Below are 24591 nucleotides of genomic sequence, written 5' to 3'. Positions count from 1 at the left end.
AGCGTGTTCGTTTCGCATTCGCACAATCAACACTAGCAGATCGGATAGGTTTGAACAGGGGGCTGATATGCGCTGGACACAAATCTTGATCTGGGGGGCGGAAAAGAACAGGTTTTAGCGGATGCCTGCGGCGGGGGCCGGGGTTACGGTGGGCCGTGCGGGCGCGGGAGCAGGGGCGTTGTTCGTGGGTGCGGGCGTGGCCGCAGGTGTGGTGGCTCCCGGCTGGGTGCCTGCCCCTGCGCCCAGCACCGGATTTTCCCGCAACAGCACGATGGAGATGCGGCGGTTACGGGGAGAATTTGGCTGATCGTTGAACAGATGGTCACGATCAGCGCGGCCTACCACCGTTTCAAACCGGTTGCTGGCCACGCCGGCGGCTTCCAGGGCGCGGCGGCTGGCATTGGCCCGGTCTGTCGAGAGTTCCCAATTACTGTAGTTCCCACCACCGCTGAAAGGGGTGCTGTCCGTATGGCCGCTGACGGATAGCTTGTTGGGCAGCTTGGCGACCGCCTGGGCTACCTGCGCCATCAACTGGGCCGTCTGGGGCAGCATTTTGGAGCTGCCTGACGGGAACATGGAATAGCCTTCCTGATCGACAAGCTGGATACGTAAACCTTCCGGCGTATGGTCGATGATCAGGTTCTGCGCCAGATCGCGCAGTTCAGGGATCTGCTGGATGGCCTGTCGCAGCTCGGCTTCCGCCTTGGCGAACTGGGCCTGTTCATGCTTGGCCAGCGCATCGCGCAATTCCTGCTCATCCACCTTGCCATCGCGATTCTTGTCGGCGCTGGCCTTCTCCTCCGCGGCCAGGCCATTCACCGTGTCGATGGCCCGCCAGCCGCTATCTTCGGGACCGGAGCCTTTTCCGGCTTCCTGTTCCGTTGGCTTGCCGGCGGCGCTTTCTTCGGCGTCCTCGGACTGCTCTTCCGAATTGGCGGCCCCCTGCATGGCAGGAACGGGTACCGTCACCCCCATGGGGCTGCTGTTATTGGCCATGGCGCCGCTGACCGTGATTGTCTGCCCGCCCAGCATGCCGCCGGCGCCGCTATTTTGTTTGGAGGCGCTGGCCGGGCTGAAATAATCAGCAATCCCGCGCTTCTGCTCTGCGGTCGTGACGTTCAGCAGCCACAGCAACAGGAAGAAGGCCATCATCGCGGTCACGAAGTCGGCATAGGCCACCTTCCAGGCGCCACCATGGTGGCCGTCCCCGCCCTTATTGACCTTCTTGATGATGATGGGGGCTTTTTCTTCGCCGCTGCCGGCCACGGGTCTGGTCCATTGTGATCGGGTGCTGTCGCGGCGGAGTGTAGCAAGCGCTTCCTTTCCGGCAAATGAACATATATCCGCTTTCTGGTGATATTGTTCTGTAATCTTGCGCGGACTTCCTGGCTCGGTTAACCACGGTCAGTGATGTTGCGTCGCATAGGGGTTCTGCCGTCCATGAGCATCGAAAAACGTGCGTTCCGTGATGCCATGGGCTGCTTTGCCACCGGCATCTGTGTTGCTTCCGCTTCCGCGGCCGATGGCAAGCCGGTCGGGGTGACGGTTAATTCCTTCTCCTCCGTCTCACTCGATCCGCCGCTGGTGCTGTTCTGCATTGATCGGAAGGCTGAAAGCGCGCCTGCTTTCCAGCAGGCAGCAGGCTTTGCCCTGTCGATCCTGGCGGAAGATCAAAAAGAGATTTCGGCCAATTTCGCTGTCGCCCCGATGGCGACCCGGTGGGACGGCATGCCGATGGCGATCTGGGAAAGCGGCGCACCGGTCCTCACCGGGGGGCTGGCAACGCTCGATTGCGCCCTTCATGCCGTGCATGATGGGGGGGATCATCTGATCATTGTTGGCCGGGTGCTGCGGCTGGAAAGCCGCGCAGGGTCTCCGCTGCTTTATTATCGCGGTGCTTATACGACCCTGGTCTGACCAGACCCTGCCATCTGGCCGATGGGCGCCGCCCATCCTTGTGCCCATGATTATCAGGGTGGGGACGCCGTGAATGATAGAGAGGCCCGATGAGCGCTTTTATCGATAAATCCTATCTCGGCCTGTCGGCGACCGGCTTTCACAAGGTCGCGTACCGGGAATGGGGTCAGGGGTCGCGCACCATCGTCTGTGTGCATGGATTGACCCGCAATGGCCGGGATTTCGACCGGCTGGCCGCCGATCTGGCAGAGACGCTGCGTGCCCGCGTGATCTGTCCCGATATTGTCGGCCGGGGTGACAGTGGCCGGCTGGCCAATCCGTCGCTTTACACCTATCCGCAATATCTGGCCGATATGACGGCGTTGATCGCCCGGCTGGATACGGAGAGCGTGGACTGGGTCGGCACCTCCATGGGCGGCCTGATCGGCATGATGCTGGCGGCCCAGCCAAGCAGCCCTATCCGCCGGCTGGTCATCAATGATGTCGGCCCGTTCGTGCCCAAGGCCGCTTTGCAGCATATCGCCGATTATGTCGGGCTGGATCCCTCCGTTCCCGATCTGGCGGCGGTGGAAGCGCTGCTACGCCAGCGCCATGCCGGCTTCGGTCGCCTGACGCCGGAACAATGGCGGCATATGGCCCAGCACAGTGCTGTGCAACAGCCGGACGGTTCTTATCGCCTGTCGTTCGACCCCGGTATCGCGCGGGCCTTTACCGCCAGCCCGATCCAGGATGTCGATCTCTGGCCGCTCTGGGGGCTGATCCGTCAGCCGGTTCTGTTGATCCGGGGCCTGCTCTCCACCCTGCTGTTGCCCGAGACGGCGCAGCGGATGGTGGAAGAAGGTCCGCGCGCCCAGTTGTTCGAAGTGCCGGATGCCGGCCACGCCCCGGCCCTGATGGCGCCGGACCAGATCGCCGTGATCCGCGAATTCCTCTCGGATAAATGACAGGCTGTTCCTGATCTTGTACCCGCCGTTTCAGCAGCGCGCCCCCTGGTGGGGCGCGCATTTGCAGACCATCCGCAACACGCTGGTCAACCCGGCCAATCCACTGCCGCCGGGCCGGGAGCTGTCATTCCCCATGCCCGACGGCAGTGGGGATGTGCTGTCAGGGCACCTGAACCTGCCAAGCGCGTCGACTGCACGCGGAAAGCCGCTGGCGCTTCTGGTGCATGGGCTGACCGGCAGTGCCGACAGCTATTATGTCGTAGCCACCGCTGCGATGCTGCTGGCGGAAGGATACGCCACCGTACGGCTCAACCTGCGCGGGGCCGGTGCTTCCGCCGGCTGCTGCCGCTTTCGCTATCATGCCGGGCGGACGGGTGATCTGCGTGCCGTGCTGGCGGGTCTTCCCCCGGACCTGACCCGCCATGGCGTGGTGGCGCTGGGCTGGTCGCTGGGGGGGAACGCGGTGTTGAAGCTGCTGGGGGAAGGGGATTTCCCCGTTCCCGTCCGCGCGGGTGCGGCTGTTTCGGCGCCGATTGATCTGGCGGCGTCCTGCGCGTTCATGATGCGAAGGGCTAATGGCTTTTATCATCACTGGCTGCTGGGCAAGATGAAGGCGGAGATGGCCGCATCCGCCGGCAAGGTGGACCCGCAGTGGCTGGCGGCGGCAGCCGGTGCCGGCAGCCTGTGGGAATTTGATGATCGGCTGGTTGGTCCGTGGAATGGCTGGTCGGGGGCAGCGGAATATTATGCCGTCAATTCTGCCCTGGGCTTCCTGCCCCGGATCACAGTGCCGGCCCTGGTCATCCATGCCATGGATGATCCCTGGATCCCGGCTGCGGCGTACCGGGATTTTGATTGGGCCGCCAATCCATCTCTGACCCCGCTGCTTTCCCGCCATGGTGGGCATGTCGGCTTCCATGGCAAGGGGGGCGTGTGGTTCGACCAATGTCTGGCCCTGTTTCTGCGCGACCTGTTCGGGTGAGCCATCGCTGAACTGTCATCTTTCCCCTGTAGCCTTGCTGTACTTAATCGGTGGGGTGAAAGATGGCGGTACTGGTTCGGGCTTTGTTGATCACCGCGCTGCTCGCCGTTGCGGGATTGCCCACCATGCCGGCCACGGCACAGCAGCCCGGGCCCACCACCCCGGTGTCGCCAGTTGATCCCGGTCTTTACGCCTATCTGTCGCAAACACCGGTCACATTGCTGGAATGGGGCATGCTGCGCCTGGGTCGTGATGTCCAGGCATCCGTCACGGCCCTATCCCTGGAAGGTGGGCGGGGTGGGGCGGTGAAAGCGGGCACCCTGTTCCGGCCGTTCGACCGGCGGGTGTTGGCCTATATATCCCTGCCAGTATCGGGCAAGGCGCGGTCGCTGGACCAGTGCCAGGAAATTTATACGCTGGTGCGCGAGCATTTGCTGGCCGGCGCCCCTTCCGGCCTGTCCGGGCCACCCTGGTATCTGCAACGCCTGTTCGGGGCTGATACGCGGGGCAGCAGCGGCCGGCCGGAGCCGTTTGGTGAGATGCTGGTCGATATGGTGCTGCTGGAAGTGACGCTGCGCCGGCCAGAGGCGGAAGCCTTCACGGCCGGAGCGGCCAACATTGTCTGTGCCGGTCGGCTGGATCAGGAACAGGCGGCGATCGTTCCGCCCTGGAAGCCGCCTGCCTGATCCGATCGTACTTATCCCTGCCGCAGCAGGCGGGCGGCGTCCACCGCGCCATAGGTCAGCACGGCATCTGCCCCGGCCCGCTTGAAGCCCAGCAGGGTTTCCAGCAGGGCGGCGTCATAATTCAGCCAGCCATTGGCGCTGGCGGCGCGCAGCATCGCGTATTCCCCGCTGACATGATAGGCGAAGGTGGGAACGGCGAATTCCTCCTTCACCCGGCGGACAATATCCAGGTAGGGCAGGCCGGGTTTGACCATCACCATGTCCGCACCCTCGGCGATGTCCATCGCCACTTCGCGCAGCGACTCTGCGCTGTTCGCCGGGTCCATCTGATAGGTTTTCTTGTCGCCCTTCAGCAGGCCGCCGGATTGCACGGCCTCCCGGAACGGGCCGTAAAAGGCGGAGGCATATTTGGCGGCATAGGCGCAAATACGGGTCAGGCCATGGCCGCGCGCTTCCAGCGCATCGCGGATGGTGCCGATGCGGCCATCCATCATATCCGACGGGGCGATGATATCGCAGCCCGCATCGGCCTGGACCAGCGCCTGCCGGGTCAGGACTTCAACGGTTTCGTCATTCAGCACATAGCCATCGCGCACGATGCCGTCATGGCCATGGGTGGTGTAGGGGTCCAGTGCGACATCGCCCAGGATGCCGATGCCGGGCACCTGTTCCTTAATCGCCCGCATGGCGCGGCACATCAGATTATCGGGATTGGTGGCTTCAGCCCCGGTCGGGTCCTTGCGCTCCATCGGCACGACCGGGAACAGGGCGATGCAGGGAATGCCCAGATCGCGCGCCTCCGCAGCGGCCGGCAGAAGCAGATCAAGCGACAAACGCTCCACGCCGGGCATGGAAGCGATGGGCTGGCGCTGATTCTCGCCCTCCACGATAAAGACCGGCCAGATCAGGTCATCAGCAGACAGTCGGTTTTCTGCCACCAGACGGCGGGTCCAGCCATCGGCACGGTTACGGCGCAGACGGGCGCGGGGAAAGGCGGACTGGGGAGACAGGCTCATAGCGGTCACCGCTCATCAAAGGATGGCGGATGCTACGCCTAGGAGGTGGCCTGCATCAACCCGCGCGCTGACGTGACGCACCTTCACTGCCGCTGTCAGGTCGGGGCCGCCAGATCTGCAGGCGCTTGGGTTCAATGGTGAAGCGCAAGGGTGTCGTCCGTTGCTCCAACTCCCCATCAACCGCCACCCGCAGATGCCGACCGCTGGCATGGACGGTGGCGGAATGGACGTGGTGAACGATCAGGTCGGGGTCGTTGCGCCAGCGCGACCGCAAGGCGCGCAGGAACAAAAGCACCAATTGCCAGCGCGTCTGATGCCGGCCGACATACAGGGAAAGGTGCCCGGCATCCAGCCGCTCCCGGTGCGGAACCGGGCCGTAGCCTTCCACATAAGCGTTGTTTGCCACGGCCAGCATGGGGGTGTCGAACCGTTCCACCCGCCCATCATCCAGCGACAGGGTCACGGTCAGCCGACGGTTATCGGCGATGGTCTTTACCAGCGCCCAGGCCATGGCCGGCCATTTACGCCAGCCACGGCGCCGACGCATATTTTCCCGCTCATGCACCATGCGGGCGTAAAGCCCGATCACGGCATTATTGAGGAACGGCTCGCCATTGACATAGGCGACATCCATGGGGGCCAGTTCGGCATCGGCCAGGGCCTCGATGGCGGGTGCCAGTTCCAGTGGCAGGCCCAGGTCACGGGCCAGCAGGTTCATGGTGCCCAGTGGCAGCACGCCGAACGCTTTGCCATGGGCCAAAGCGGCCTTGGCACCAGTCTTGATGGTGCCATCACCACCGCCAACCACCAGCACGTCGGCATCGGAGCGGGCGGCTTTGTCGATGGTCTTTTCCACATCCTTACCGGGGACGCAGACACATTCCACCACATGCCCGGCCTGGGTGAAGGCGGCGCGAATGTCCGCCATGACCTGTTGCGGGTCCAGATTCAGCAGGGTGCCGGCACTGCTGTTGAGAACGATGGCGAGCCGCATACGCCCCGACCTATGGTGGTTGCTGATCCGGTCAGGGTAACACGAACCACAAGGCGGCGTTCCAATCCTATCCGAATAGCCAGTTGATGGCGAACACGACCATCTTGGTCATAAGGGCAACGGACCCCAGGGCGATGATGGCTGATGCCACACCGGTCAGATATCCGGCGATCATGGTCGCGCCATCGCGCTCCATCTGTGCCAGCGCCATGATCCCGATGGCGATGGAAGGGAAGATATTCCCCAACGGGATCGGCAGGACCAGGATGACCGACAGGATGAAGATCACGAAGCCGGTCACCCTTTCCTGGGCGCCATCCACCATGCCGGTCAGCCGGGGTCGGGAGATACGCTCTACCCGCCGCAGCCAGGGTTCCGCCTTGGAGAGAATATTCATCAAATCGCTGCGCAGAAAGCTGCGGTTGCGCAGGAAACGGGGCAGCCAGGGATGGGGACTGCCCAGCATCATCTGAACGGAAAACAGGATGATGGGTAGGCCAGTAATGGCTGACAGGCCTGGTGGCGCTGGCAGGATGGTGGGCAGGGCAAACAATAGCAGCAAGATGCCGAAGGCCCGGTCGCCCAACCCATCCAGCAATTCCCCAATGCTGATCCGGTCGCTGCTGCCGCTTTGCACCGCCTCAAACAAGGCATCCGTCGTCCGTTTCGGATGATCGCGGCGCCCCTGCACAGGCAGGGTAACCGGCAAGCCGGAACGGTCTGGGGGAAGCTGTGTGTCCACGGGGAAGAAGGATCCTTTTGTAAGGGGCCCGAAGGGCAAGCCATATCCGGCATCCCGGCGAATGATAGCCGGGAAGGGTGACGACTTTGTTATTTGCAATGCCCAATCAGCCCATCATGGGGAGGGGACATTGGAATAACGCCCTATATGGTGAGGATCATCCCAAATTGAAGCGGGTGATCGCAGCGGCAATATCATCCTGGAAAGTGGGGCCCAGATGGACGATGGCCGCGTCGTCAGGTACGCCGCGCAACTGGGCGGCATCCATGCTGGTCATCAGCGCCATCTTTACATTTTCGGTGACCGACATGGCGCGCAGGCCCCGGATCAGGTCGATACCGCCCAGCCCATCCATGACGGCGGATGCGATCACCATGTCCGGCGGCATACGCACGGCGATGGAGACAGCCTCGATCGGATCGGAAACGATATTGACCCGGAAGCCGCAGGCGGCCAGTTCGCGGGCGGCGCGACGGGCTACCAGCTTGTTTGGGGTCACCAGCATCACTTCCACGTCCCGGACATCGACATCCGTGATATCGAACTCGAATCGGGTGGGCAGGCGGCGGATGATCTGGTTGGTGGCGACAAGATCAGGCTGTTCTGTCAGTTCCGCCATTTCCGCGATGCGGTCGGCGAAGGTCTGGATATCGGCGATCAGCTTGCGATCCAGATCCTTCAGGTCACCCAGATAGGTTTCCATGCGCTGGGCGATCAGGGTCACGATCGGATAACCGAAGGTGCTGCCGGCGCCTTTCAGGGAATGAACTTCCCGCCGGCAGATGCGCAGCACCTCGGTGGATGCCTTGTCGTCCTTCTTAACCGTTTCCAGGCTGGTATAGATCGCCTCCAACCGGTCATGGATATAATCTTGGAATTCCGACTGGAGTTGTTCCACCAGATCATCGATATCCATGCCGCCCATCGTCACTCTCCCAAAGGATAATCCCTACGGTCTAAACCGGGCACCGGGAGGCTTCAAGCTTTCTGGTATGGCCGGAAGGTCATGCCTTTAACCGATATGAAAAAGCCAGTGGATGCTAAGGGGCATCCACCGGCTTTTAGTGCTTTAACAATCTGGTAAAGGGCTGGATTTAGGCAGCCCGCTTCAGTTCCAGATTCTTCCAGACGCTCAGCAGGGCTTCCACCAGCGCGTCCATCTTGCGGTCGTCATGGTAGGGGGTGGGCGTCAGGCGCAGCCGCTCCGTCCCGCGCGGGACAGTGGGGTAATTGATCGGTTGGACATAGATGTTGTGGATGTTCAGCAGGTCGTCGCTGGCCTGCTTGCACATCACCGGGTCGCCCACCAGCAGCGGCACGATATGGCTGGCCGATTGCATCACCGGCAGGCCTGCCTGGATCAGCCGGCGCTTCAGCGTGGCGGCGCGTTCCTGATGGCGGATGCGGATCTCGTTATGCTCCTTCAGGAACATGACCGACGCAAGGGCACCCGCAGCCAGGACGGGGGCCAGAGAGGTGGTGAAGATAAAGGACGGGGCAAAGCTGCGTACGCAATCCACCAGGGCGGTAGAACCGGTGATATAGCCGCCCATGACGCCGAACGCCTTGCCCAGCGTCCCTTCAATCACAGTCAGCCGGTCCATCACGCCTTCGCGTTCGGCCACACCGGCGCCGCGCTGGCCATACATGCCGACAGCATGCACTTCATCCAGATAGGTCATAGCGCCGTGCTTGTCAGCAACGTCGCACAGTTCCTTGATCGGGGCGATATCGCCATCCATGGAATAGACGCTCTCGAACGCCACCAGCTTGGGCTGGTTCTTCGGGTAGCGCGACAGCAAGGCGTCCAGATGCTCAACATCATTATGGCGGAAGATATGTTTCTCCGCGCCGGAATGACGGATGCCCTCGATCATCGAATTATGGTTCAGCGCGTCGGAGAAGACGACACAATTGGGCAGCAGGCGCGGCAGGGTGGAGAGCGTTGCCTCGTTGCTGATATAGCCGGAGGTGAACAGCAGGGCTGCTTCCTGGCCATGCAGGTCGGCCAGTTCCTTCTCCAGGAGCACATGATAATGGTTGGTGCCGGAGATGTTGCGCGTGCCACCGGCACCCGCGCCGCACTTGTGCAGGCTGTCCACCATGGACCCGATCACCACCGGGTGCTGACCCATGCCCAAATAATCGTTGGAGCACCAGACGGTCACATCCTTGGGCGGCCCCTCTTCCGGATGGAAGGAGGCGACGGGAAACTCACCGACGCGGCGTTCAAGATCAGCGAAGACGCGGTAACGCCCTTCGCGCTTGAGGCCGGCAATCTGGCTCTTGAAGAAGCTCTCGTAATCCATGGGCCGTCTAGTCCCGTCTTGGCCGATCCAGATACTCTATGCCGGCCGTCCCAAATGTCTACTCCCACTTACTACTGCAAAGGGAGAGGGGCCGAAACCCCTAGCGACGGCATGTCGCGCCGTTACCAGACAAGTCAGACAGGGGGAAATGGTTCCTTATCCCCTGGCACTTTTCAATCCTGGCGGAAGAAATCCCGTCGCGCTTTGATTTCGGTCAATTCATCATTCTGTCCAAGAGGCGTTGGCGCATTTCTGTCATGAAGATCTGGCCGCAGGGCGGTCAGCCGATCTTAACGCCTTCCCGCACCAACCAGTCTGCCGTATCGGCCAAGGCCTTCTCGAACCGGAACAGCAAGGCCTCGACCTCCTCTGACTGGATGATCAGGGGCGGGGAGAAGCCGATTGTATCGCCGATGGGGCGCAGGATGGCGCCATGCTGGTGGCTGAAGCCAACCAGTTTCGCCCCGACCGCCAGGCTGGGATCGAATGCCTGTTTGGTCGCCTTGTCAGCGACCAGTTCAATGCCGCCAATCAGGCCGATGCCCCGCACTTCCCCGACCAGCGGATGGTCGCGGAAGCTGCGCAGGCCCCGTTGCAGGGTGGGCGCCAGGGCGCGGACATGGCCGACAATGTCCCGCTCCTCATAGATGTTCAGCGTTTCCAGCGCCACGGCACAGCTCACCGGATGGCCGGAATAGGTGTAGCCATGGCCGAATGTGCCGATCTTGGCGCTTTCATCCACGCAGGCGCGGTAGATCGGGTCTGAAACCAGCACGGCAGACAAAGGCAGATAGGCGGATGTCAGCGCCTTGGCAGAGGTGAGGATATCCGGCTTCAGCCCATAGGTCTGGCTGCCCCACATATTACCAGTGCGGCCATAGCCGCAGATCACCTCATCAGCGATCAGCAGCACATCATATTTTGCCAGCACCGCCTGGACCTTCGCGAAATAGGTTTCCGGGGGCAGGATCACGCCGCCGGCCCCCATTACCGGTTCGGCGATGAAGGCGGCTACGGTTTCCGGCCCTTCCCGCAGGATCAGCGCTTCCAGATTATCGGCCAGGCGGGTGGCGAAAGCCTCCTCGCTCTCCCCCGGCTCCCCATAGCGGTAATAATGCGGGCAGTCGGTATGGAGGATGCCGCTGATCGGCAGGTCGAAATCCCGGTGGCAATTAGGCAGGCCGGTCAGGCTGGCGGCGGCGACCGTAACCCCATGATAAGCCTTCTGCCGGGCGATGATCTTCTTCTTCTGCGGCCGGCCCAGGGCGTTATTATAGTACCAGACCAGCTTGACGGCGGTGTCGTTGGCCTCTGACCCGGAGCAGGCGAAGAAAACCTTGCTCATCGGCACAGGCGCAAGGGCGATCAACTGCTCCGCCAGATCAATCGCCGGCTCGTGCGATTTATGGGCAAAGGCATGGTAGAAGGGCAGGGTCCGCATCTGCCGGATGGCGGCCTCCACCAGCCGCGGCTCATCAAAGCCCAGCGACGTACACCACAGCCCGGCCACCCCCTCAATATACTCCTTGCCCGACTCGTCGGTCACCGTCACGCCCTTGCCCGACGCGATGATCAGCGGGCCCGCCGTCTCATGCGTCTTCAGGTTGGTGTAGGGGTGCAGGTGATAGGCGATGTCGCGGCTGGCGGGGGAATTGCCGGGCTGGGTCATGATGGGCCTGTCTTCAGGACTAAAAGGGTGTGGATCAGAGCAGGGATTCGATCTTTTGGCGCATATCTTCCGGCTTCGTCGTCGGCGCAGCACGGTCCACCACTGTGCCAGTGCGGTCGATCAGGAACTTGGTGAAATTCCATTTGATGGCTTCTGTTCCCAGCAGGCCCGGCTTCTGCGCCTTCAGCCATTTATAGAGCGGGTGGGCATTGTCGCCATTCACGTCGATCTTCGCGAACATGGGGAAGGAGACATCATAGGTCAGAGAGCAGAAATTGGCGATTTCTGCCGCATCGCCCGGCTCCTGATGGCCGAACTGGTTGCAGGGGAAGCCCAATACCGCCAGACCGCGGGCCGCATAGTCGCGGTGCAGCGCCTCCAGCCCCTGATATTGCGGGGTAAAGCCGCATTTGCTGGCGGTATTGACGATCAGCAGCACCTTGCCGCGCCACTCGTTCAGCGACACATCCTTGCCGTCCAGTGTCTTGGCGGTGAAATCATAGATGATGGTCATGATGGCGTTCCCCCAGGGTTGTGTGGCGGATGATGCGGTGCCTTGGGACGAAGGGCAACGGTATCACTGTCTTAAAGCGGATTCCGCGCTACATTCCCCGTCATGGAATTCGATCTTTATCTTGGCATCGACTGGACAGGCGCACAGCCCGCCCGTTCCGTTGCGGTTGCCACCTGTGACCGGGCGGGACTCGTGTGTCCCCTTCTGCCGGCGGGCCGTTACTGGTCCCGGCTGGACGTGGCGGACTGGATCGCAGCGCAGGCCGCCAAGGGGTGCCGTATCCTGGCCGGATTCGATTTCGCCTTCGCCATGCCCTGGGTCGCGCCCGCCGGCTATCTGGATGGCCGGGTACCTGGCGTGGCCGATATGATGGCGCTTTGGGATCTGGTGGATCAGGCCGCTGCCGACGGTGCGGATGCTTTTGCCGGGGCGGCTGTGCTGGACTCGCGTCTGTTCCCCAGTTTCTGGATCAACGGGCCGACACCGGCCCATTGGGGAGATGGCAGCACCAAGCGCCGCCGGGTGGAAAGCGTGGCCGCGGAAACGGGGGCGGGTACGCCGGTTTCTGTCTTCAAGCTGGCGGCCGCCGCCAAGCAGGTGGGCAAGGCATCGCTGGCGGGGATGCGCACGCTGCGCCATCTGCGCCACCGGATGGGGGATCATCTGGCCGTCTGGCCCTATGCGATGCCGGGCCCTGCGCAAAGCGTGGTGATGGAGATCTACCCCACCCTGTTCCGCAAACAGGCGCTGGGCAGTAATCGCAAGGTGGTGGAGCGTGCCATTCTGGAACCGGGATTGGCCTTTTATGGCTGCCATGCCGATGCGTCGCTGCCGGACCGGTTTGATGATCACATCGGGGATGCCATGATCAGCGCCGCCGGGTTGCGCCATCTGTCCCGCCTTGCGTCCGCCTGGGCGCCGGCGGGAATGGATGGCGATACCGCCCGGCGTGAAGGCTGGATATTCGGGGTCGGCGCATGAAGATGGTCCTCTATGTCGCATTCGGTGGTGCGCTCGGCTCCGTGGCGCGGTATCTCACCGCGCAGGGTATGGGGCGGTGGCTGGGGACGGGATTTCCCTGGGCGACGCTGACGGTCAATATCGTCGGTTCCGCCATCATGGGGCTGCTGGTCGGGTTGATGGCGCATCTCTGGTCGCCTTCGGCAGAGATGCGGGCCTTCCTGACGGTTGGCATCCTGGGCGGCTTCACCACCTTTTCCACCTTCTCCCTTGATGTGGTGACATTGATGGAGCGGGGGGATATGGCGGGGGCGGCCTTCTATCTGCTGGCCTCTTTGATTGTGTCGATCGGCGGCCTGTTCGCCGGTCTTTATCTGGTACGGATGGTGACGGCATGAGCGATGCCGATGAAGCGCGCGGCCCCGCCAAAGTGGTCGAAACGAGGCTGGTGACGGAGGACGAGGCGGATGTGCGCCTCGACCGCTGGTTCAAGCGGCATTACCCCCAGATCGGCCATGGCGCGCTGCAAAAGCTGTTGCGCACGGGACAGGTGCGTGTGGATGGCAAGCGGGCCGATGCCAATACACGGCTGGCACCGGGCCAGTCGGTGCGTATCCCGCCGCTGCCCGATGCACCGGTAGAGATGGAGGAAGCGGGCGCCGCCGCCGCCCGTAAGCCCAGCTTCAGCGATAAGGAAATCGCCGCGCTGCGCGGTCGGGTTCTGTATCGCGACGACGATGTCATTGTGCTGGACAAGCCGGCCGGGCTGGCTGTGCAGGGCGGTACGGGCCAGACCAAACATCTGGACGCCATGCTGGACCTGTTGAAATTCGACGCTAAGGAGCGGCCCAAGCTGGTCCACCGGCTGGACAAGGATACCAGCGGCTGCCTGTTGCTGGCCCGCAATACCTTTGCTGCCAGCCGCCTGACGGAGAGCTTCCGCAGCCGGGACGCGCGCAAGATCTATTGGGCCATCACTGTCGGCGTGCCGGACCCGCATCAGGGCCGTATCGACCTGTCCTTGTCCAAGGAACCGGGGGCGGGTGGCGAGCGCATGATGGTTGATCCCAAGAATGGCCAGCGGGCGCAGACCTATTACACGGTGCTGGAACATGCCCACCGCAAGGCGGCGTTTGTTGCCCTGTGGCCGCGCACCGGCCGCACCCATCAGCTTCGCGTGCATATGAACGCCATCGGCACGCCCTTGCTGGGCGATGGCAAATATGCCGGTCAGGCGGCTTTTCTGGAAGGCGATGCCAATGCAAAGCGCCAGCTTCACCTTCATGCGCGCCGTATCATCATCCCGCATCCGCGCGGCGGCATGATCGACGCAACCGCCCCCCTGCCGGACCATATGCGCCCGGCCTGGGACTATTTCGGCTTCAGCGCGAACCTGAAGGAAGACCCGTTCGCGTCGCTTGATTAAGAGGGAAAGTGTGGCGGGGAGGCATCGTTGAACTCCCCGCCTTTTGCCTTACGGGCCCCGCACACGCCCGCTTACCCCCATACCGAAGCGGTTCGGCGTATCTGCTGGGCCTTTAGCGTTGGACACGGAACCGGCGGCTACGTTCTCCAGCATCTCGTCGCTCAATTCATCGCCTTGTGCGACCAGTTCCGGTGCCGCGGCGATTGTTTTCGTATCGACGGCCATGTCATGGGTCGCGGCATAATCGCTGATAGCGGCGATCATGGCATCCTGGCTTTCAAGCCCGGCCAGCCGGGTGGTGAAATCCTGATCGGCCAGAATCAGGGCGCGCAACCGGTCGATGGTCTGGGGACTGGTATTTGTCATTAGTGGTCGCTCCAATATCCGATGCCTTATTATAAAGTCATCGCCTAACGGCATGAACCGGCCCGTACTATGCGATGAGGGACAAGTGATATGCCTGGGATCAGGATGCCATCCCCCAATGCCGGGCATGGACAGGCCCGGCATGGCACGGTAAAACCCAAGCCCCGCATTGTCGCGACCATGCTTGAGCCAGGCCGTTTCCATGTCCAAGAAGACCGTCAACGAAATCCGCTCCACCTTCCTCGATTATTTCGGGAAGAATGGCCATGCCGTGGTCGATAGCTCCCCGCTTGTGCCCCGTAACGACCCGACGTTGATGTTCACCAATGCCGGCATGGTGCAGTTCAAGAACGTCTTCACCGGTCAGGAAGCACGCCCCTATAGCCGCGCCACCACCTCGCAGAAATGCGTGCGCGCCGGTGGCAAGCATAATGATCTGGAAAATGTGGGCTATACCGCCCGCCACCATACCTTCTTTGAAATGCTGGGGAATTTCTCCTTCGGTGATTATTTCAAGGCCGACGCGATTGAGCTGGCCTGGAATCTGATCACCAAGGAATTCGGCATCCCGAAGGAAAAGCTGACCGTCACCGTCTATCACACCGATGATGAGGCGTTCGGCCTGTGGAAGAAGATTGCTGGCTTCTCGGACGAGAAGATTATCCGCATCCCCACCTCCGACAATTTCTGGATGATGGGCGATACCGGCCCCTGCGGCCCGTGCTCGGAGATTTTCTACGATCACGGCGCCCATATCCCCGGTGGCCCGCCGGGTTCCCCGGATGAAGATGGTGACCGGTTCATCGAAATCTGGAACCTCGTCTTCATGCAGTACGAGCAGCTTCCAGGGGGCGAACGTGTCGCCCTGCCGAAGCCCAGCATCGATACTGGCATGGGCATGGAGCGTCTGGCCGCCGTGCTGCAGGGCGTGCATGACAATTACGATATCGACCTGTTCAAGGCGCTGCTGGAAGCCTCAGCGGAGGCGACGGGCACCAGCGTGAAGGGGCCGCACGCCACTTCGCACCGCGTGATTGCCGACCATCTGCGCTCCAGCGCCTTCCTGATTGCCGACGGTGTCGTGCCCTTCAATGAAGGCCGTGGCTATGTGCTGCGCCGCATCATGCGCCGCGCCATGCGCCACATCCATATGCTGGGCGCCAAGGAACCGGTGATGCACCGTCTGGTCCCGGCGCTGGTGCGGGAGATGGGTGGCCATTACAGCGAGCTGGTGCGCGCCCAGGCCCTGATCACCGAAACGCTGCGGCTGGAAGAAACCCGCTTCAAGCAGACGCTGGATCGCGGCCTGAAGCTGCTGGATGAGGCAGAGGGCAATCTGGCCGACGGTCAGGCCCTGCCGGGGCAGGTGGCCTTCACGCTGTACGATACCTATGGCTTCCCGCTGGATTTGACCCAGGACGTGCTGCGCGGTCGCAAGCGCGGTGTGGATGTGGATGGCTTCAACGCCGCCATGGATGAACAGCGCAAGAAAGCCCGCGCCTCCTGGGCTGGCTCCGGCGAGGCTGCGACCGACCGCGTCTGGTTTGAAGTGAAGGATGAACTGGGCGCGACCGAGTTCCTGGGCTACGACACCGAAACCGCCGAGGGCACAGTCACCGCCATCCTGGATAAGGAAGGCAAGCGGCTGGACAAGGCCGAAGCCGGGCAGGAGGTGCTGGTCGTTGTCAATCAGACCCCGTTCTATGGCGAATCTGGCGGTCAGGTTGGTGACGCTGGCGTGATGATCTCTGCCAAGGGGGCAGAGGTTACCGTTCGTGACGTGCAGAAGAAGCTGGGTGCCGTCTTCGCCCATATCGCCACGGTGACAAAGGGCACGCTGTCTGTGGGCGATGCGGTGGAATTGAAGGTGGATGGCGGTCGCCGGGGTGCCATCCGCGCCAACCATTCCGCCACCCATCTGCTGCATGAGGCGCTGCGCCGCCGCGTGGGTGAGCATGTGACGCAGAAGGGCTCGCTGGTCTCTGCCGACCGGCTGCGCTTCGACATTTCCCAGCCGACCCCCTTGACCGCTGCCGACATTGCCGAGGTGGAAGCCCAGGTGAATGACCGTATCCGCGGCAACAGTGACGTTACCACCCGCTTGATGACCCCGGATGCGGCCATCGAAATCGGTGCCATGGCCCTGTTCGGGGAGAAGTACGGGGATGAAGTCCGCGTCGTCTCCATGGGCGGCATGGATGCCAACGGGAATAAGGAATTCTCCGTTGAACTGTGTGGCGGCACCCATGTCCGCCGCACCGGCGATATCGGCCTGTTCAAGATCGTCTCTGAAAGTGCGGTTGCCGCCGGTATCCGCCGGGTGGAGGCGCTGACCGGTGCCGGCGCGCTGGCCTATCTGGAACAGCAGGAAGGCCGCCTGCTGGAAACGGCCCAGGCGTTGAAGGTGCCGGCGGCGGACGTGGTGGCCAAGGTGACGGCTCTGGTGGATGAACGCCGCAAGCTGGAAAAGGAACTGGCCGAGCTGCGTCGTCAGGTGGCGCTGGGCGGTGGCGGCGGCGGTGCCGCGTCGGAAGTGAAGCAGATCAACGGTCTGGGCTTCATTGGCCGCGTGGTCGCCGATCTGCCGGCCAAGGATCTGAAGCCGTTTGCCGATGAACTGAAGAAGCAGGTCGGCACCGGCGTTGTCGTCGCCATCGCCGTTGCCGATGGCAAGGCATCGGTCGTGGTGGGCGTGACCGAGGACGCCCTGTCCAAAGCCAGCGCCGTTGATCTGGTTCGCGTTGCGGCCGGGGCGATGGGCGGCAAGGGCGGCGGTGGCCGCCCCGACATGGCCCAGGCCGGCGGCCCGGAGGGCGACAAGGCAGCGGAGGCAATCGCGGCGGTGGAAGCAGCGCTGGCGGGGTGATCCCTTATGGCGGCGGTGGAACCTGGTAGCGTGCCACCGCCGCCTTTTCGATTTTCTTGACGATCAGCGAGACCGGTGATGCTTGCCATCGCCTTCGACGGTGCCACCCTGGTTGATCAAATTTCAAAGCCAAAGACGCTGTAAAAAAGTGCCCGCTGGTTTTGCAGCCAGGTTTGATTGACGCTGCCCAATCGCCCGCTGATGATCGATTTGTCGATGGTGGCCAGCTTGTCGAATCGAACCATTGATGGGACTTTTAATCCGTTTTCCCGGTCAGGAAATAAGGGAACGGCAAAAGGGTCTATCCGTGGCACAGAGGTGATATAGGCCACGATGATATCTGGCACGCCTGCTTGATCCCGCGAAAGCGCCAGGGCAGGACGGCGCTTTGTGCTGCTGAGATCAGTGAAAGGGAAAGCCGTCAGAATGATCGATCCGAAGGGGATATCGATCACGGCTTGAAACGCTCTATCAGGTCATCGTCGCTGTAGAGTTCTGGCTCTTCATCCAGCCAAGTGAAAGCACCCCCCGCCGCGTTCATCGCAGTGATGTCGGGTTCTTCGTCCTGATCTGTGTCAACGATCACCTGTAACCGCTGCTTTGGCTGGATTCCAAGCCGGCGCAAGGCGTCGGGAAGCTCTTCCGCTTCGATATCCTTCAGAACCTGTCGCATTGCTAGGCTCCTGCCGCCAAACCCGTGACCATCTTCAACGTAGTCATTCCGGGCGCTTGCGGCAATAATGCATTCCATATTGAGCCCGGACAGGACGCCGCCCGCATGACCCGTTTCCAAGGCACCCAGGATTACGTCGCCACCGATGATCTGCGGGTGGCGGTCAATGCCGCCATCACCCTGCAACGGCCCCTGTTGGTGAAGGGGGAGCCGGGGACGGGCAAGACGGTGCTGGCGCAGGAAGTGGCGAAGGCGTTGGGGCTGCCCTTGCAATCCTGGCACGTCAAATCCACCACCAAGGCCCAGCAGGGGCTTTATGAATATGATGCCGTCAGCCGCCTGCGCGACAGCCAGTTGGGCGATCCGCGCGTGCATGACATTGCCAATTATATCCGCAAAGGCCCGCTCTGGACCGCGTTTGAGGCGGAAAACCCGCCCGTGCTGCTGATTGATGAGATCGACAAGGCGGATATCGAGTTCCCCAACGATCTGTTGCAGGAACTCGACCGGATGGAGTTCTTCGTTTACGAGACGGGGCAGACCATCAAGGCCATCCAGCGCCCCGTCGTCATCATCACGTCCAACAATGAAAAGGAACTGCCGGACGCCTTCCTGCGCCGCTGTTTCTTCCATTACATCCGCTTCCCCGATGCCGACACCATGGCCCGCATCGTGGAGGTGCATTACCCTAATCTGAAGGCGGACCTGCTGCGCGACGCGCTGACCCTGTTCTATGAGGTGCGCGAGGTGCCGGGCCTGAAGAAGAAGCCCAGCACATCGGAACTGCTGGACTGGATCCGCCTGCTGCTGGTGGAGGATGTGTCGCCCGAGGTGCTGCGCCAGCGCGACCCGAAGAAGATGATCCCGCCGCTGCACGGGGCCTTGCTGAAGAACGAACAGGATGTCCACCTGTTCGAGCGGCTGGCCTTCATGGCAAGGCGGGGGCAATAGCCCGCCGCTTTACGCCACCGGTCTATCCGAAGCTCTGTACCAGACTGCCGACGATCAGATACCAGCCATCAATCAGTACGAAGAAGATCAGCTTGAAAGGCAATGCCACCATGGCCGGTGGCAGCATCATCATGCCCATCGACATCAGCACGCTGGACACCACCATGTCGATGATCAGGAAGGGGATGAAGACCAGGAACCCGATCTCGAAAGACCGCTTCAGCTCTGACAGCATGAAGGACGGGATCAGCACATGGATGGGGATGTCACGGGGCTGCGATACCGCCGGCGTGCGGGAAATATCCATGAAAAGCTGAAGGTCGCGTTCACGCACCTGCCGCATCATGAAATCGTGGAACGGTTCAACGGACCGGTTGAAGGCCGTCATCTCGTCAATATCTTCGTTCATCAGCGGCACGATGCCGTTCTGGTAGGCCGTCTGTAAGGTCGGCGCCATGATGAAGAAGGTGAGGAACATGGCGAGGCTGACCAGCACCTGATTGGGCGGCACCTGCATCGTGCCCATGGCCGACCGCAGGAAACTCAACACGATGATGATGCGCACGAAGCAGGTCATCATGATCAGGATGCTGGGCGCGAGTGACAGAACGCTCAGCAGCGCCACGAATTGTATGATGCGACCGGTACTGCTGGGGCCGTCCCCCATATCCAGGGAAAAGCTCTGCGCCATGGCCGGTGTGGCCGACAGGAGCAGCAGCGGCAGTGATGCCGCGATGATCCGGATCAGGCGCAAAAAGGGCGTGGGAAGACGAAATCGCATCATGATGCCGGCCGGTCCGTTGCCGTCTGGCGTGCCAGAAGGGCCTTGAACCCCAGGGCGGGTGACGCCGGTGTGCCGCTATCCGTATCTGTGTCGGGTGGCGGGGCGATTCCGGTTTCAACCACGCGGTCATCGCCCATGCCCAGCAGCAGCAGATGTTCCACCCCGTCGCGTTTCACCAGAACCAGACGGCGGCGGGCATCCAGCGTCAGCACCTCCACCACGCTCAGGCGGCGTGTATTGCCGCGACGGCGCACCGGCAGGCCGGCATTGGGGCCATAGCGGCGCAGCAACAGGGCAAAGACCGCGATCAGGGCCAGAACAAGGCCCAGCGCCGCGACGAAGCGGATATAATTCTCAGCCCCCATGTCAGCTTCCCTCGCCGCGGCGATAGGCGGCAACGGCGCGGATGCGGGTGGCGTGGGCGTCGGTGCCGCCCAGCGTGTCACCATATTTTTCGCGCAGCGTCGTGGACAATGCCTCCAGCCCGTTCATCACCGCTTCCAGCTTATCCAGCAGGGAGCGCGCGTCCGGCGGAGGCAGGGACAGGGCGGCATCCAGGATCGGCTTCACTTCCCGTTCCAGGCCGGCAAGTTCAACCATATTGCCGTTGCGCACATTGTCGGCGCTGGCATCCAGCAGGGCCAGCAGGCCATCCAGCGCGTCACTGACATCGGCGGCGGTCGGTGGGGGAAGGGGAATGGTCATGGCAAGGGTCTTGTCGTTTCACCGGCATCGCCAATGGTGCCATTGGCACGATAGACATAGGCAAGGATTTCCGCCACGGCGGCAATCGCCTCTATCGGGATCTCGCTTTCCACATCGACGGCGGCAAGAATTTCCGCCAGATCGGCATCGGTGCGCACCTTCACCCCGGTGGCAAAGGCCAGTTCCAGTATCTGTTCCGCCACTGCCCCATGCCCCGTGGCGACGACACGCGGGAGCTTCGCATCGCCGCGATCATGGCGCAGGGCGACAGCAACCTGACGGCGCTGGGGGGCTGGCTGGGGCGTGGACGGGTCGGTCACGCGGGGTTGATCCTTATATGGACAGGCCGGTCCGGCGCAGCAAAACAGATGCGGAGTGAGGCGTTTACAGGATGCGCTGTGCCCGACCATAGCAGAAATGCACGATGACATCCTAGAATGCTGATCGGATTTGGCCTTTATTAACCGCTTGGTTGGAGTATGTTCAGGTAAGGATAGGCCATACCGGTTTGCCGGTCTGGCTGCCGTCGCATCAAGGCGATGGTCCCGGCCAGAATGGCGTGATGATCCTGCTTTGGCCCGTAAATTGCTTGTATGCTCTCAAGGCACGCAATGCTGACGGGCGTGTAGGTATTGATGTCACCATCGGTCTTGGCTGATGGGTTGCTGGTGGAAGGGACTGTCATGGATCTCAAGGATACCGGTCTGTTCCGGCTGATGTCGGACAAGATGGCGTGGCATAATCAGCGTCAGGAAGTGCTGTCGCAGAATATTGCCAATGCCGACACGCCGGGCTTCCGTCCCCATGATCTGGCGGCATTCGACTTCAAGAAGCAGCTTCGCGCCAGCACGCAGATGCAACTGGCGGGGTCGCAGGGCGGCCATCTGAACGGCACCCTGCCCGATAAGGGCGGCTTCAAGTCTGATGCCGAACGCAGCCCCTATGAAACCTCGCCCGATGGCAATGCCGTGGTGCTGGAAGAGCAGATGCTGAAGGTCGGCCAGAACGCGATTGACTATCAGACGGTGACCAACCTGTACCGCAAGCAGGTCGGTATGCTGCGCACCGCCATGACGGCGCCGCGCTGATCGACCTATGGCGGGAATGGTGACAGGGGAATGATGCAATGGACCTGATGAATTCCATGGCCATTTCGGCCTCGGGCATGAAGGTGCAGGGTACACGCCTGCGCGTCATCTCCGAAAACCTGGCCAATGCCAATTCCACCGCCGCATCCCCGGGCGATCTGCCCTATCGCCGCAAGGTGATCCTGTTCGAGAATGTGCTGGACCAGGAGATGGGCACCGAAAAGGTGCGGGTGAAAAAGGTTGATGTCGACCGGTCGGATTTCCCCCGCCGGTATGATCCCGGCCATCCCAGTGCTGATGCGGATGGCTATGTGTTGATGCCAAATGTCAGCACCTTGAATGAAAGCATGGACATGCGCGAAGCGCAGCGTTCATACGAAGCCAATCTGAACACGATCGACGCCACCCGCCAGATGATCATGCGGACCGTCGATCTGCTCCGCAGCAACTGACGCCATCGGCGCCGCAATCCACAGTTTTTGAGAGGCTGCCATGGCTATTCCCTTTTCCAACGCTGCTTCGGCCTATGCCAATGCTGCCCAGCGCGGGCTTTCCGCGCCCAGCACAAAGAGTGCCCCCGCGGCGGATGGCGCGTCTTTCGGTGACATGCTGCGGGACGCGGTGGAAACTTCCATCGACACGATGCACAAGGGCGAGGAGATGAGCGCCAAGGGCATTGTCGGCAAGGCTGATCTGGCTGACGTGGTCAGTGCTGTCACCAATGCGGAAGTGACGCTGCAGGCCGTGGTCAATGTCCGTGACAAGGTGATCTCCGCCTATCAGGAAATCCTGCGCATGCCGATGTGATGTCGGCCCGGTGACCGTGGCGTATCTGACATGACTGAATCGGAAGCGATCGACATTGTTCGCGATGCTCTTTTCACCACCATCATCATCAGCCTGCCGCTGTTGTTGATTGCGCTGGTGGTGGGGCTCGCCATTTCCCTGTTCCAGGCGCTGACCCAGCTTCAGGAACAGACCCTGACCTTTGTGCCGAAGATCCTGATCATGTTCACGGCCATGGTCTTCCTGCTGCCCTTCATGAATTCACATCTGAAGACTTTCACTGAAGGCATCATGGATAAAATCATCGCCATCGGCACCGGGCCGGATGGGGATGGCGGCTGATGGATCAGTTGGAATCCCTGGTCGGCGGCTCCGTCTTCGTGATGTTGATGGTGTTCGTCCGGCTGGGATCGGCTTTCCTGATCATGCCGGGCTATGGCGAACAGTTCGTATCGCCCCGTATCCGGTTGCTGCTGGCCCTGGCGATTTCCTTCCTGCTGATGCCGGTATTGACGCCGATGCTGCCGCAACGGCCGACCACGCCGGGTGCGCTTTTGACCCTGATCCTGGCGGAAGCAATGATCGGCATTTTTCTGGGCACCATTGCACGCATGCTGATGTCGTCGCTGGAGACGGCGGGCATGCTGATTGCCAATCAGGTGGGCCTGTCGGCGGCCCAGGCGTTCAACCCGGCCATGGGCCAGTCGGGCAACGCACTCTCCTCCATCCTCTCCATGCTGGCCATGGTGCTGATCTTCTCAACCGAGCTGCACCATATGCTGTTGCTGGCCGTGGTGGATAGTTACAGCCTGTTTGTGCCCGGCACCTGGCTGCCGATCGATGATGCGGCCCAGCACCTGACCCGGGTACTGGCGGACAGTTTCATGATCGGGATGCAGTTGGCCGCGCCTTTTATCGTGATCGGCTTGCTATTTTATCTGGGACTGGGTCTGGTGGCGCGGCTGGTACCACAGATTCAGGTCTTTTTCGTCGGCGTGCCGATCCAGATTGTCATGGGTCTGTTTCTGCTGGGTCTGAGCCTGACATCGCTGATGACCTTCTGGCTCACCCGGTTCGAGGGTCAGCTCATGACCCTGCTTGAACCCTGATCGGAGCAGGCGATGGCTGAAGATCAGGATCAGGACAGTAAAACAGAAGACGCTTCCAGTAAGCGCCTGGCCGACGCGCGCGAAAAAGGCCAGGTGCCGAAATCACAGGAGTTCAACCATATCTTTGTGCTCGGCGCCAGTCTGGTGCTGATCTTGTTGATTCTTCCCTGGTCCTTTTCGAAGATCAATGTCTCAATCCGCCCTTTCATTGAGCAGCCGCACGCCATTGACATGGATGAGGGCTCGCTGGGTTTGGTCCTGCTGGACCTTATGATGAGCGTGGGCATGGCCATGGTGGTGCCGCTGGTGGCGCTGCTGATCGCGGGCATCCTGGCGTCCGTGGTTCAGGTCGGCTGGCTGGTGACGACAGAAAATCTGTTCAAGTTCGATCTCAACCGCCTGAATCCGATTGCGGCGCTCGGCCAGAAATTCTCGATGAAGAATCTGGTGGAATTCCTGAAGGCGTTGGCGAAGCTGGTGATCGTGGCGATCGTTCTCTTTGTCATGCTGCGCCCGCTCTGGAACTCCGTCGATCACTTCATTGCCATGGCGATGATTGATATCGTCCGGGAAACCCAGGTTCTGGCGGCGAAGATCATCTTTGCCGTGTTGCTGGTGCTGCTGGTGCTGGGTGGGGCCGACTATCTCTTCCAACGTTACACTTTCATGCAGCAGATGCGCATGACCAAGCAGGAGGTGAAGGAAGAGTTCAAGCAGGCGGAAGGCGACCCCTTGATCAAGGGCAAGATCCGCCAGCTTCGGATGGAACGGGCCCGCAACCGCATGATGGGCAATGTGCCCACGGCGGATGTGGTCGTCACCAACCCCACCCATTATGCCGTCGCGCTGAAATATGACCCGGAAACCATGGGCGCACCGACGGTTGTCGCCATGGGTGTTGACCATCTCGCCATGCGCATCCGCGAACTGGCGGAGGCCAACGGTGTGCCGCTGATTGCCAACCCGGCATTGGCCCGTGCCCTTTACGCGACGGCGGAGGTGAACCAGGAAATCCCCGCTGACCATTACAAGGCGGTGGCGCAGATCATCTCCTATGTGTTCAAGATGAAGCGTAAACCCCTGCCGGGTTCCTGACCTTTCCCT

30 protein-coding genes are annotated in these 24591 nt (G+C 61.7%); 15 read left to right on the top strand and 15 right to left on the bottom strand.

The features are described 5' to 3' along the window. Positions 1 to 114: 114 nt before the first annotated feature. Positions 115 to 1266: a flagellar motor protein MotB gene (locus G473_RS27995; RefSeq protein WP_084438391.1), complete on the bottom strand. Its 1152-nt coding sequence runs from the start codon at positions 1264 to 1266 to the stop codon at positions 115 to 117. Between the two features lie 174 nt (positions 1267 to 1440). Here G473_RS27995 and G473_RS0119785 point away from each other — a divergent pair, with 174 nt between their 5' ends. The 4 genes from G473_RS0119785 (at position 1441) to G473_RS0119770 (ending at position 4529) form a co-directional block, all read left to right on the top strand. Continuing rightward, a complete protein-coding gene (locus G473_RS0119785) occupies positions 1441 to 1917 on the top strand; it encodes a flavin reductase family protein (RefSeq protein WP_029014527.1) in 477 nt (158 codons plus the stop codon). 89 nt (positions 1918 to 2006) lie between these two features. Then, positions 2007 to 2861: an alpha/beta fold hydrolase gene (locus tag G473_RS0119780; protein WP_035708424.1), complete on the top strand. Its 855-nt coding sequence runs from the start codon at positions 2007 to 2009 to the stop codon at positions 2859 to 2861. A gap of 16 nt (positions 2862 to 2877) precedes the next feature. After that, complete coding sequence (locus G473_RS0119775; protein ID WP_245580187.1) at positions 2878 to 3843, top strand: YheT family hydrolase; 966 nt, start codon at positions 2878 to 2880, stop codon at positions 3841 to 3843. 62 nt (positions 3844 to 3905) lie between these two features. Continuing rightward, a complete protein-coding gene (locus G473_RS0119770; protein WP_029014524.1) occupies positions 3906 to 4529 on the top strand; it encodes a hypothetical protein in 624 nt (207 codons plus the stop codon). Positions 4530 to 4540: 11 nt separating this feature from the next. Here the strand turns inward: G473_RS0119770 and hemB are convergent, their stop codons facing one another. From hemB to G473_RS0119735, 7 genes are all read right to left on the bottom strand, one after another. Next, positions 4541 to 5545 carry a porphobilinogen synthase gene (gene hemB, locus G473_RS0119765; RefSeq protein ID WP_029014523.1) on the bottom strand — a complete coding sequence of 335 codons (1005 nt, stop codon included), beginning with the start codon at positions 5543 to 5545 and terminating at the stop codon, positions 4541 to 4543. Between the two features lie 55 nt (positions 5546 to 5600). After that, positions 5601 to 6539 carry a diacylglycerol kinase family protein gene (locus G473_RS0119760; protein WP_051330502.1) on the bottom strand — a complete coding sequence of 313 codons (939 nt, stop codon included), beginning with the start codon at positions 6537 to 6539 and terminating at the stop codon, positions 5601 to 5603. Positions 6540 to 6606: 67 nt separating this feature from the next. After that, the gene (locus G473_RS27990) at positions 6607 to 7281 is read right to left on the bottom strand and encodes an exopolysaccharide biosynthesis protein (RefSeq protein ID WP_051330501.1); all 675 of its coding nucleotides are present in this window, start codon (positions 7279 to 7281) and stop codon (positions 6607 to 6609) included. A 157-nt stretch (positions 7282 to 7438) separates the two neighbouring features. Continuing rightward, entirely contained in the window at positions 7439 to 8206 is a 768-nt protein-coding gene (locus G473_RS0119750) for an Hpt domain-containing protein (RefSeq protein ID WP_035708421.1), read from the bottom strand. Positions 8207 to 8375: 169 nt separating this feature from the next. Further along, positions 8376 to 9590: a 5-aminolevulinate synthase gene (hemA, locus tag G473_RS0119745; RefSeq protein WP_029014520.1), complete on the bottom strand. Its 1215-nt coding sequence runs from the start codon at positions 9588 to 9590 to the stop codon at positions 8376 to 8378. Positions 9591 to 9870: 280 nt separating this feature from the next. Then, positions 9871 to 11259, bottom strand: a complete 1389-nt coding sequence (locus tag G473_RS0119740; RefSeq protein WP_029014519.1) for an aspartate aminotransferase family protein — start codon at positions 11257 to 11259, stop codon at positions 9871 to 9873. 34 nt (positions 11260 to 11293) lie between these two features. Continuing rightward, the gene (locus G473_RS0119735) at positions 11294 to 11773 is read right to left on the bottom strand and encodes a glutathione peroxidase (protein ID WP_029014518.1); all 480 of its coding nucleotides are present in this window, start codon (positions 11771 to 11773) and stop codon (positions 11294 to 11296) included. A gap of 102 nt (positions 11774 to 11875) precedes the next feature. Here G473_RS0119735 and G473_RS0119730 point away from each other — a divergent pair, with 102 nt between their 5' ends. From G473_RS0119730 to G473_RS0119720, 3 genes are read left to right on the top strand one after another with little or no spacing between them, the layout of a single operon-like run. Beyond that, positions 11876 to 12754, top strand: coding sequence for a hypothetical protein (locus G473_RS0119730; RefSeq protein ID WP_029014517.1), 879 nt, complete (start codon positions 11876 to 11878; stop codon positions 12752 to 12754). Next, positions 12751 to 13131: a fluoride efflux transporter CrcB gene (crcB, locus tag G473_RS0119725; protein ID WP_029014516.1), complete on the top strand. Its 381-nt coding sequence runs from the start codon at positions 12751 to 12753 to the stop codon at positions 13129 to 13131. The genes G473_RS0119730 and crcB overlap by 4 nt, the downstream gene beginning before the upstream one ends. Then, positions 13128 to 14159, top strand: a complete 1032-nt coding sequence (locus tag G473_RS0119720; protein ID WP_029014515.1) for an RluA family pseudouridine synthase — start codon at positions 13128 to 13130, stop codon at positions 14157 to 14159. The genes crcB and G473_RS0119720 overlap by 4 nt, the downstream gene beginning before the upstream one ends. A gap of 48 nt (positions 14160 to 14207) precedes the next feature. Here the strand turns inward: G473_RS0119720 and G473_RS0119715 are convergent, their stop codons facing one another. Continuing rightward, a complete protein-coding gene (locus tag G473_RS0119715; protein WP_029014514.1) occupies positions 14208 to 14525 on the bottom strand; it encodes a hypothetical protein in 318 nt (105 codons plus the stop codon). Between the two features lie 202 nt (positions 14526 to 14727). On the opposite strand from G473_RS0119715, the gene alaS reads away from it, so the two are divergent. Beyond that, complete coding sequence (alaS, locus tag G473_RS0119710) at positions 14728 to 17391, top strand: alanine--tRNA ligase (protein ID WP_029014513.1); 2664 nt, start codon at positions 14728 to 14730, stop codon at positions 17389 to 17391. Positions 17392 to 17507: 116 nt separating this feature from the next. On the opposite strand, the gene G473_RS27985 is transcribed toward alaS, so the two are convergent. Then, positions 17508 to 17846 (bottom strand): type II toxin-antitoxin system PemK/MazF family toxin, encoded by a 339-nt coding sequence (locus G473_RS27985; protein ID WP_051330500.1) that lies wholly within the window; start codon positions 17844 to 17846, stop codon positions 17508 to 17510. Then, positions 17843 to 18064 (bottom strand): cupredoxin domain-containing protein, encoded by a 222-nt coding sequence (locus G473_RS0119700; protein ID WP_029014512.1) that lies wholly within the window; start codon positions 18062 to 18064, stop codon positions 17843 to 17845. The genes G473_RS27985 and G473_RS0119700 overlap by 4 nt, the downstream gene beginning before the upstream one ends. 105 nt (positions 18065 to 18169) lie before the next feature. On the opposite strand from G473_RS0119700, the gene G473_RS0119695 reads away from it, so the two are divergent. Continuing rightward, a complete protein-coding gene (locus G473_RS0119695; protein ID WP_029014511.1) occupies positions 18170 to 19015 on the top strand; it encodes an AAA family ATPase in 846 nt (281 codons plus the stop codon). A gap of 22 nt (positions 19016 to 19037) precedes the next feature. On the opposite strand, the gene fliP is transcribed toward G473_RS0119695, so the two are convergent. Genes fliP through G473_RS0119675 form a run of 4 tightly spaced genes read right to left on the bottom strand, consistent with a single transcriptional unit; the run spans position 19038 to position 20824 of the window. Then, on the bottom strand, positions 19038 to 19799 hold the full coding sequence (fliP, locus tag G473_RS0119690; protein ID WP_425411585.1) for a flagellar type III secretion system pore protein FliP: 762 nt from the start codon (positions 19797 to 19799) through the stop codon (positions 19038 to 19040). Then, positions 19796 to 20164, bottom strand: a complete 369-nt coding sequence (locus tag G473_RS27980) for a FliO/MopB family protein (protein ID WP_051330499.1) — start codon at positions 20162 to 20164, stop codon at positions 19796 to 19798. Before G473_RS27980 ends, fliP begins: the two co-directional genes overlap by 4 nt. Before the next feature lies 1 nt (position 20165). Beyond that, on the bottom strand, positions 20166 to 20504 hold the full coding sequence (locus G473_RS0119680) for a hypothetical protein (RefSeq protein WP_029014509.1): 339 nt from the start codon (positions 20502 to 20504) through the stop codon (positions 20166 to 20168). Next, positions 20501 to 20824, bottom strand: a complete 324-nt coding sequence (locus tag G473_RS0119675) for an EscU/YscU/HrcU family type III secretion system export apparatus switch protein (RefSeq protein ID WP_035708417.1) — start codon at positions 20822 to 20824, stop codon at positions 20501 to 20503. The genes G473_RS0119680 and G473_RS0119675 overlap by 4 nt, the downstream gene beginning before the upstream one ends. A gap of 315 nt (positions 20825 to 21139) precedes the next feature. Here G473_RS0119675 and flgB point away from each other — a divergent pair, with 315 nt between their 5' ends. Genes flgB through flhB form a run of 6 tightly spaced genes read left to right on the top strand, consistent with a single transcriptional unit; the run spans position 21140 to position 24582 of the window. Continuing rightward, positions 21140 to 21592: a flagellar basal body rod protein FlgB gene (gene flgB, locus G473_RS0119665; RefSeq protein ID WP_245580186.1), complete on the top strand. Its 453-nt coding sequence runs from the start codon at positions 21140 to 21142 to the stop codon at positions 21590 to 21592. Between the two features lie 38 nt (positions 21593 to 21630). Then, positions 21631 to 22044, top strand: a complete 414-nt coding sequence (gene flgC / locus G473_RS0119660; RefSeq protein ID WP_029014505.1) for a flagellar basal body rod protein FlgC — start codon at positions 21631 to 21633, stop codon at positions 22042 to 22044. Between the two features lie 40 nt (positions 22045 to 22084). Further along, complete coding sequence (gene fliE / locus G473_RS0119655; RefSeq protein WP_029014504.1) at positions 22085 to 22399, top strand: flagellar hook-basal body complex protein FliE; 315 nt, start codon at positions 22085 to 22087, stop codon at positions 22397 to 22399. Between the two features lie 30 nt (positions 22400 to 22429). Beyond that, positions 22430 to 22720 (top strand): flagellar biosynthesis protein FliQ, encoded by a 291-nt coding sequence (gene fliQ / locus G473_RS0119650; RefSeq protein ID WP_029014503.1) that lies wholly within the window; start codon positions 22430 to 22432, stop codon positions 22718 to 22720. Continuing rightward, positions 22720 to 23487: a flagellar biosynthetic protein FliR gene (gene fliR, locus G473_RS0119645; RefSeq protein ID WP_029014502.1), complete on the top strand. Its 768-nt coding sequence runs from the start codon at positions 22720 to 22722 to the stop codon at positions 23485 to 23487. Before fliQ ends, fliR begins: the two co-directional genes overlap by 1 nt. Positions 23488 to 23499: 12 nt before the next feature. Beyond that, complete coding sequence (gene flhB / locus G473_RS0119640) at positions 23500 to 24582, top strand: flagellar biosynthesis protein FlhB (RefSeq protein ID WP_029014501.1); 1083 nt, start codon at positions 23500 to 23502, stop codon at positions 24580 to 24582. The last annotated feature ends 9 nt before the right edge of the window (positions 24583 to 24591 follow it).

The sequence above is a fragment of the Niveispirillum irakense DSM 11586 genome (assembly GCF_000429645.1).
GTDB classification, from domain to species: domain Bacteria; phylum Pseudomonadota; class Alphaproteobacteria; order Azospirillales; family Azospirillaceae; genus Niveispirillum; species Niveispirillum irakense.
This window is presented reverse-complemented; position numbering and strand designations above follow the sequence as displayed.

Excerpts from the sequence above, each read along its gene's own strand:
- G473_RS0119785 (WP_029014527.1), top strand. The coding sequence starts at position 1,441 with ATGAGCATCGAAAAACGTGCGTTCCGTGATGCCATGGGCTGCTTTGCC.
- G473_RS0119780 (WP_035708424.1), top strand. The coding sequence starts at position 2,007 with ATGAGCGCTTTTATCGATAAATCCTATCTCGGCCTGTCGGCGACCGGC.
- G473_RS0119770 (WP_029014524.1), top strand. The coding sequence starts at position 3,906 with ATGGCGGTACTGGTTCGGGCTTTGTTGATCACCGCGCTGCTCGCCGTT.
- hemB (WP_029014523.1), bottom strand. The coding sequence starts at position 5,545 with ATGAGCCTGTCTCCCCAGTCCGCCTTTCCCCGCGCCCGTCTGCGCCGT.
- G473_RS0119760 (WP_051330502.1), bottom strand. The coding sequence starts at position 6,539 with ATGCGGCTCGCCATCGTTCTCAACAGCAGTGCCGGCACCCTGCTGAAT.
- G473_RS0119750 (WP_035708421.1), bottom strand. The coding sequence starts at position 8,206 with ATGGGCGGCATGGATATCGATGATCTGGTGGAACAACTCCAGTCGGAA.
- hemA (WP_029014520.1), bottom strand. The coding sequence starts at position 9,590 with ATGGATTACGAGAGCTTCTTCAAGAGCCAGATTGCCGGCCTCAAGCGC.
- G473_RS0119740 (WP_029014519.1), bottom strand. The coding sequence starts at position 11,259 with ATGACCCAGCCCGGCAATTCCCCCGCCAGCCGCGACATCGCCTATCAC.
- G473_RS0119735 (WP_029014518.1), bottom strand. The coding sequence starts at position 11,773 with ATGACCATCATCTATGATTTCACCGCCAAGACACTGGACGGCAAGGAT.
- G473_RS0119730 (WP_029014517.1), top strand. The coding sequence starts at position 11,876 with ATGGAATTCGATCTTTATCTTGGCATCGACTGGACAGGCGCACAGCCC.
- crcB (WP_029014516.1), top strand. The coding sequence starts at position 12,751 with ATGAAGATGGTCCTCTATGTCGCATTCGGTGGTGCGCTCGGCTCCGTG.
- G473_RS0119720 (WP_029014515.1), top strand. The coding sequence starts at position 13,128 with ATGAGCGATGCCGATGAAGCGCGCGGCCCCGCCAAAGTGGTCGAAACG.
- G473_RS0119715 (WP_029014514.1), bottom strand. The coding sequence starts at position 14,525 with ATGACAAATACCAGTCCCCAGACCATCGACCGGTTGCGCGCCCTGATT.
- alaS (WP_029014513.1), top strand. The coding sequence starts at position 14,728 with ATGTCCAAGAAGACCGTCAACGAAATCCGCTCCACCTTCCTCGATTAT.
- G473_RS0119700 (WP_029014512.1), bottom strand. The coding sequence starts at position 18,064 with ATGCGACAGGTTCTGAAGGATATCGAAGCGGAAGAGCTTCCCGACGCC.
- G473_RS0119695 (WP_029014511.1), top strand. The coding sequence starts at position 18,170 with ATGACCCGTTTCCAAGGCACCCAGGATTACGTCGCCACCGATGATCTG.
- fliP (WP_425411585.1), bottom strand. The coding sequence starts at position 19,799 with ATGATGCGATTTCGTCTTCCCACGCCCTTTTTGCGCCTGATCCGGATC.
- G473_RS27980 (WP_051330499.1), bottom strand. The coding sequence starts at position 20,164 with ATGGGGGCTGAGAATTATATCCGCTTCGTCGCGGCGCTGGGCCTTGTT.
- G473_RS0119680 (WP_029014509.1), bottom strand. The coding sequence starts at position 20,504 with ATGACCATTCCCCTTCCCCCACCGACCGCCGCCGATGTCAGTGACGCG.
- flgB (WP_245580186.1), top strand. The coding sequence starts at position 21,140 with ATGTCACCATCGGTCTTGGCTGATGGGTTGCTGGTGGAAGGGACTGTC.
- flgC (WP_029014505.1), top strand. The coding sequence starts at position 21,631 with ATGGACCTGATGAATTCCATGGCCATTTCGGCCTCGGGCATGAAGGTG.
- fliE (WP_029014504.1), top strand. The coding sequence starts at position 22,085 with ATGGCTATTCCCTTTTCCAACGCTGCTTCGGCCTATGCCAATGCTGCC.
- fliQ (WP_029014503.1), top strand. The coding sequence starts at position 22,430 with ATGACTGAATCGGAAGCGATCGACATTGTTCGCGATGCTCTTTTCACC.
- fliR (WP_029014502.1), top strand. The coding sequence starts at position 22,720 with ATGGATCAGTTGGAATCCCTGGTCGGCGGCTCCGTCTTCGTGATGTTG.
- flhB (WP_029014501.1), top strand. The coding sequence starts at position 23,500 with ATGGCTGAAGATCAGGATCAGGACAGTAAAACAGAAGACGCTTCCAGT.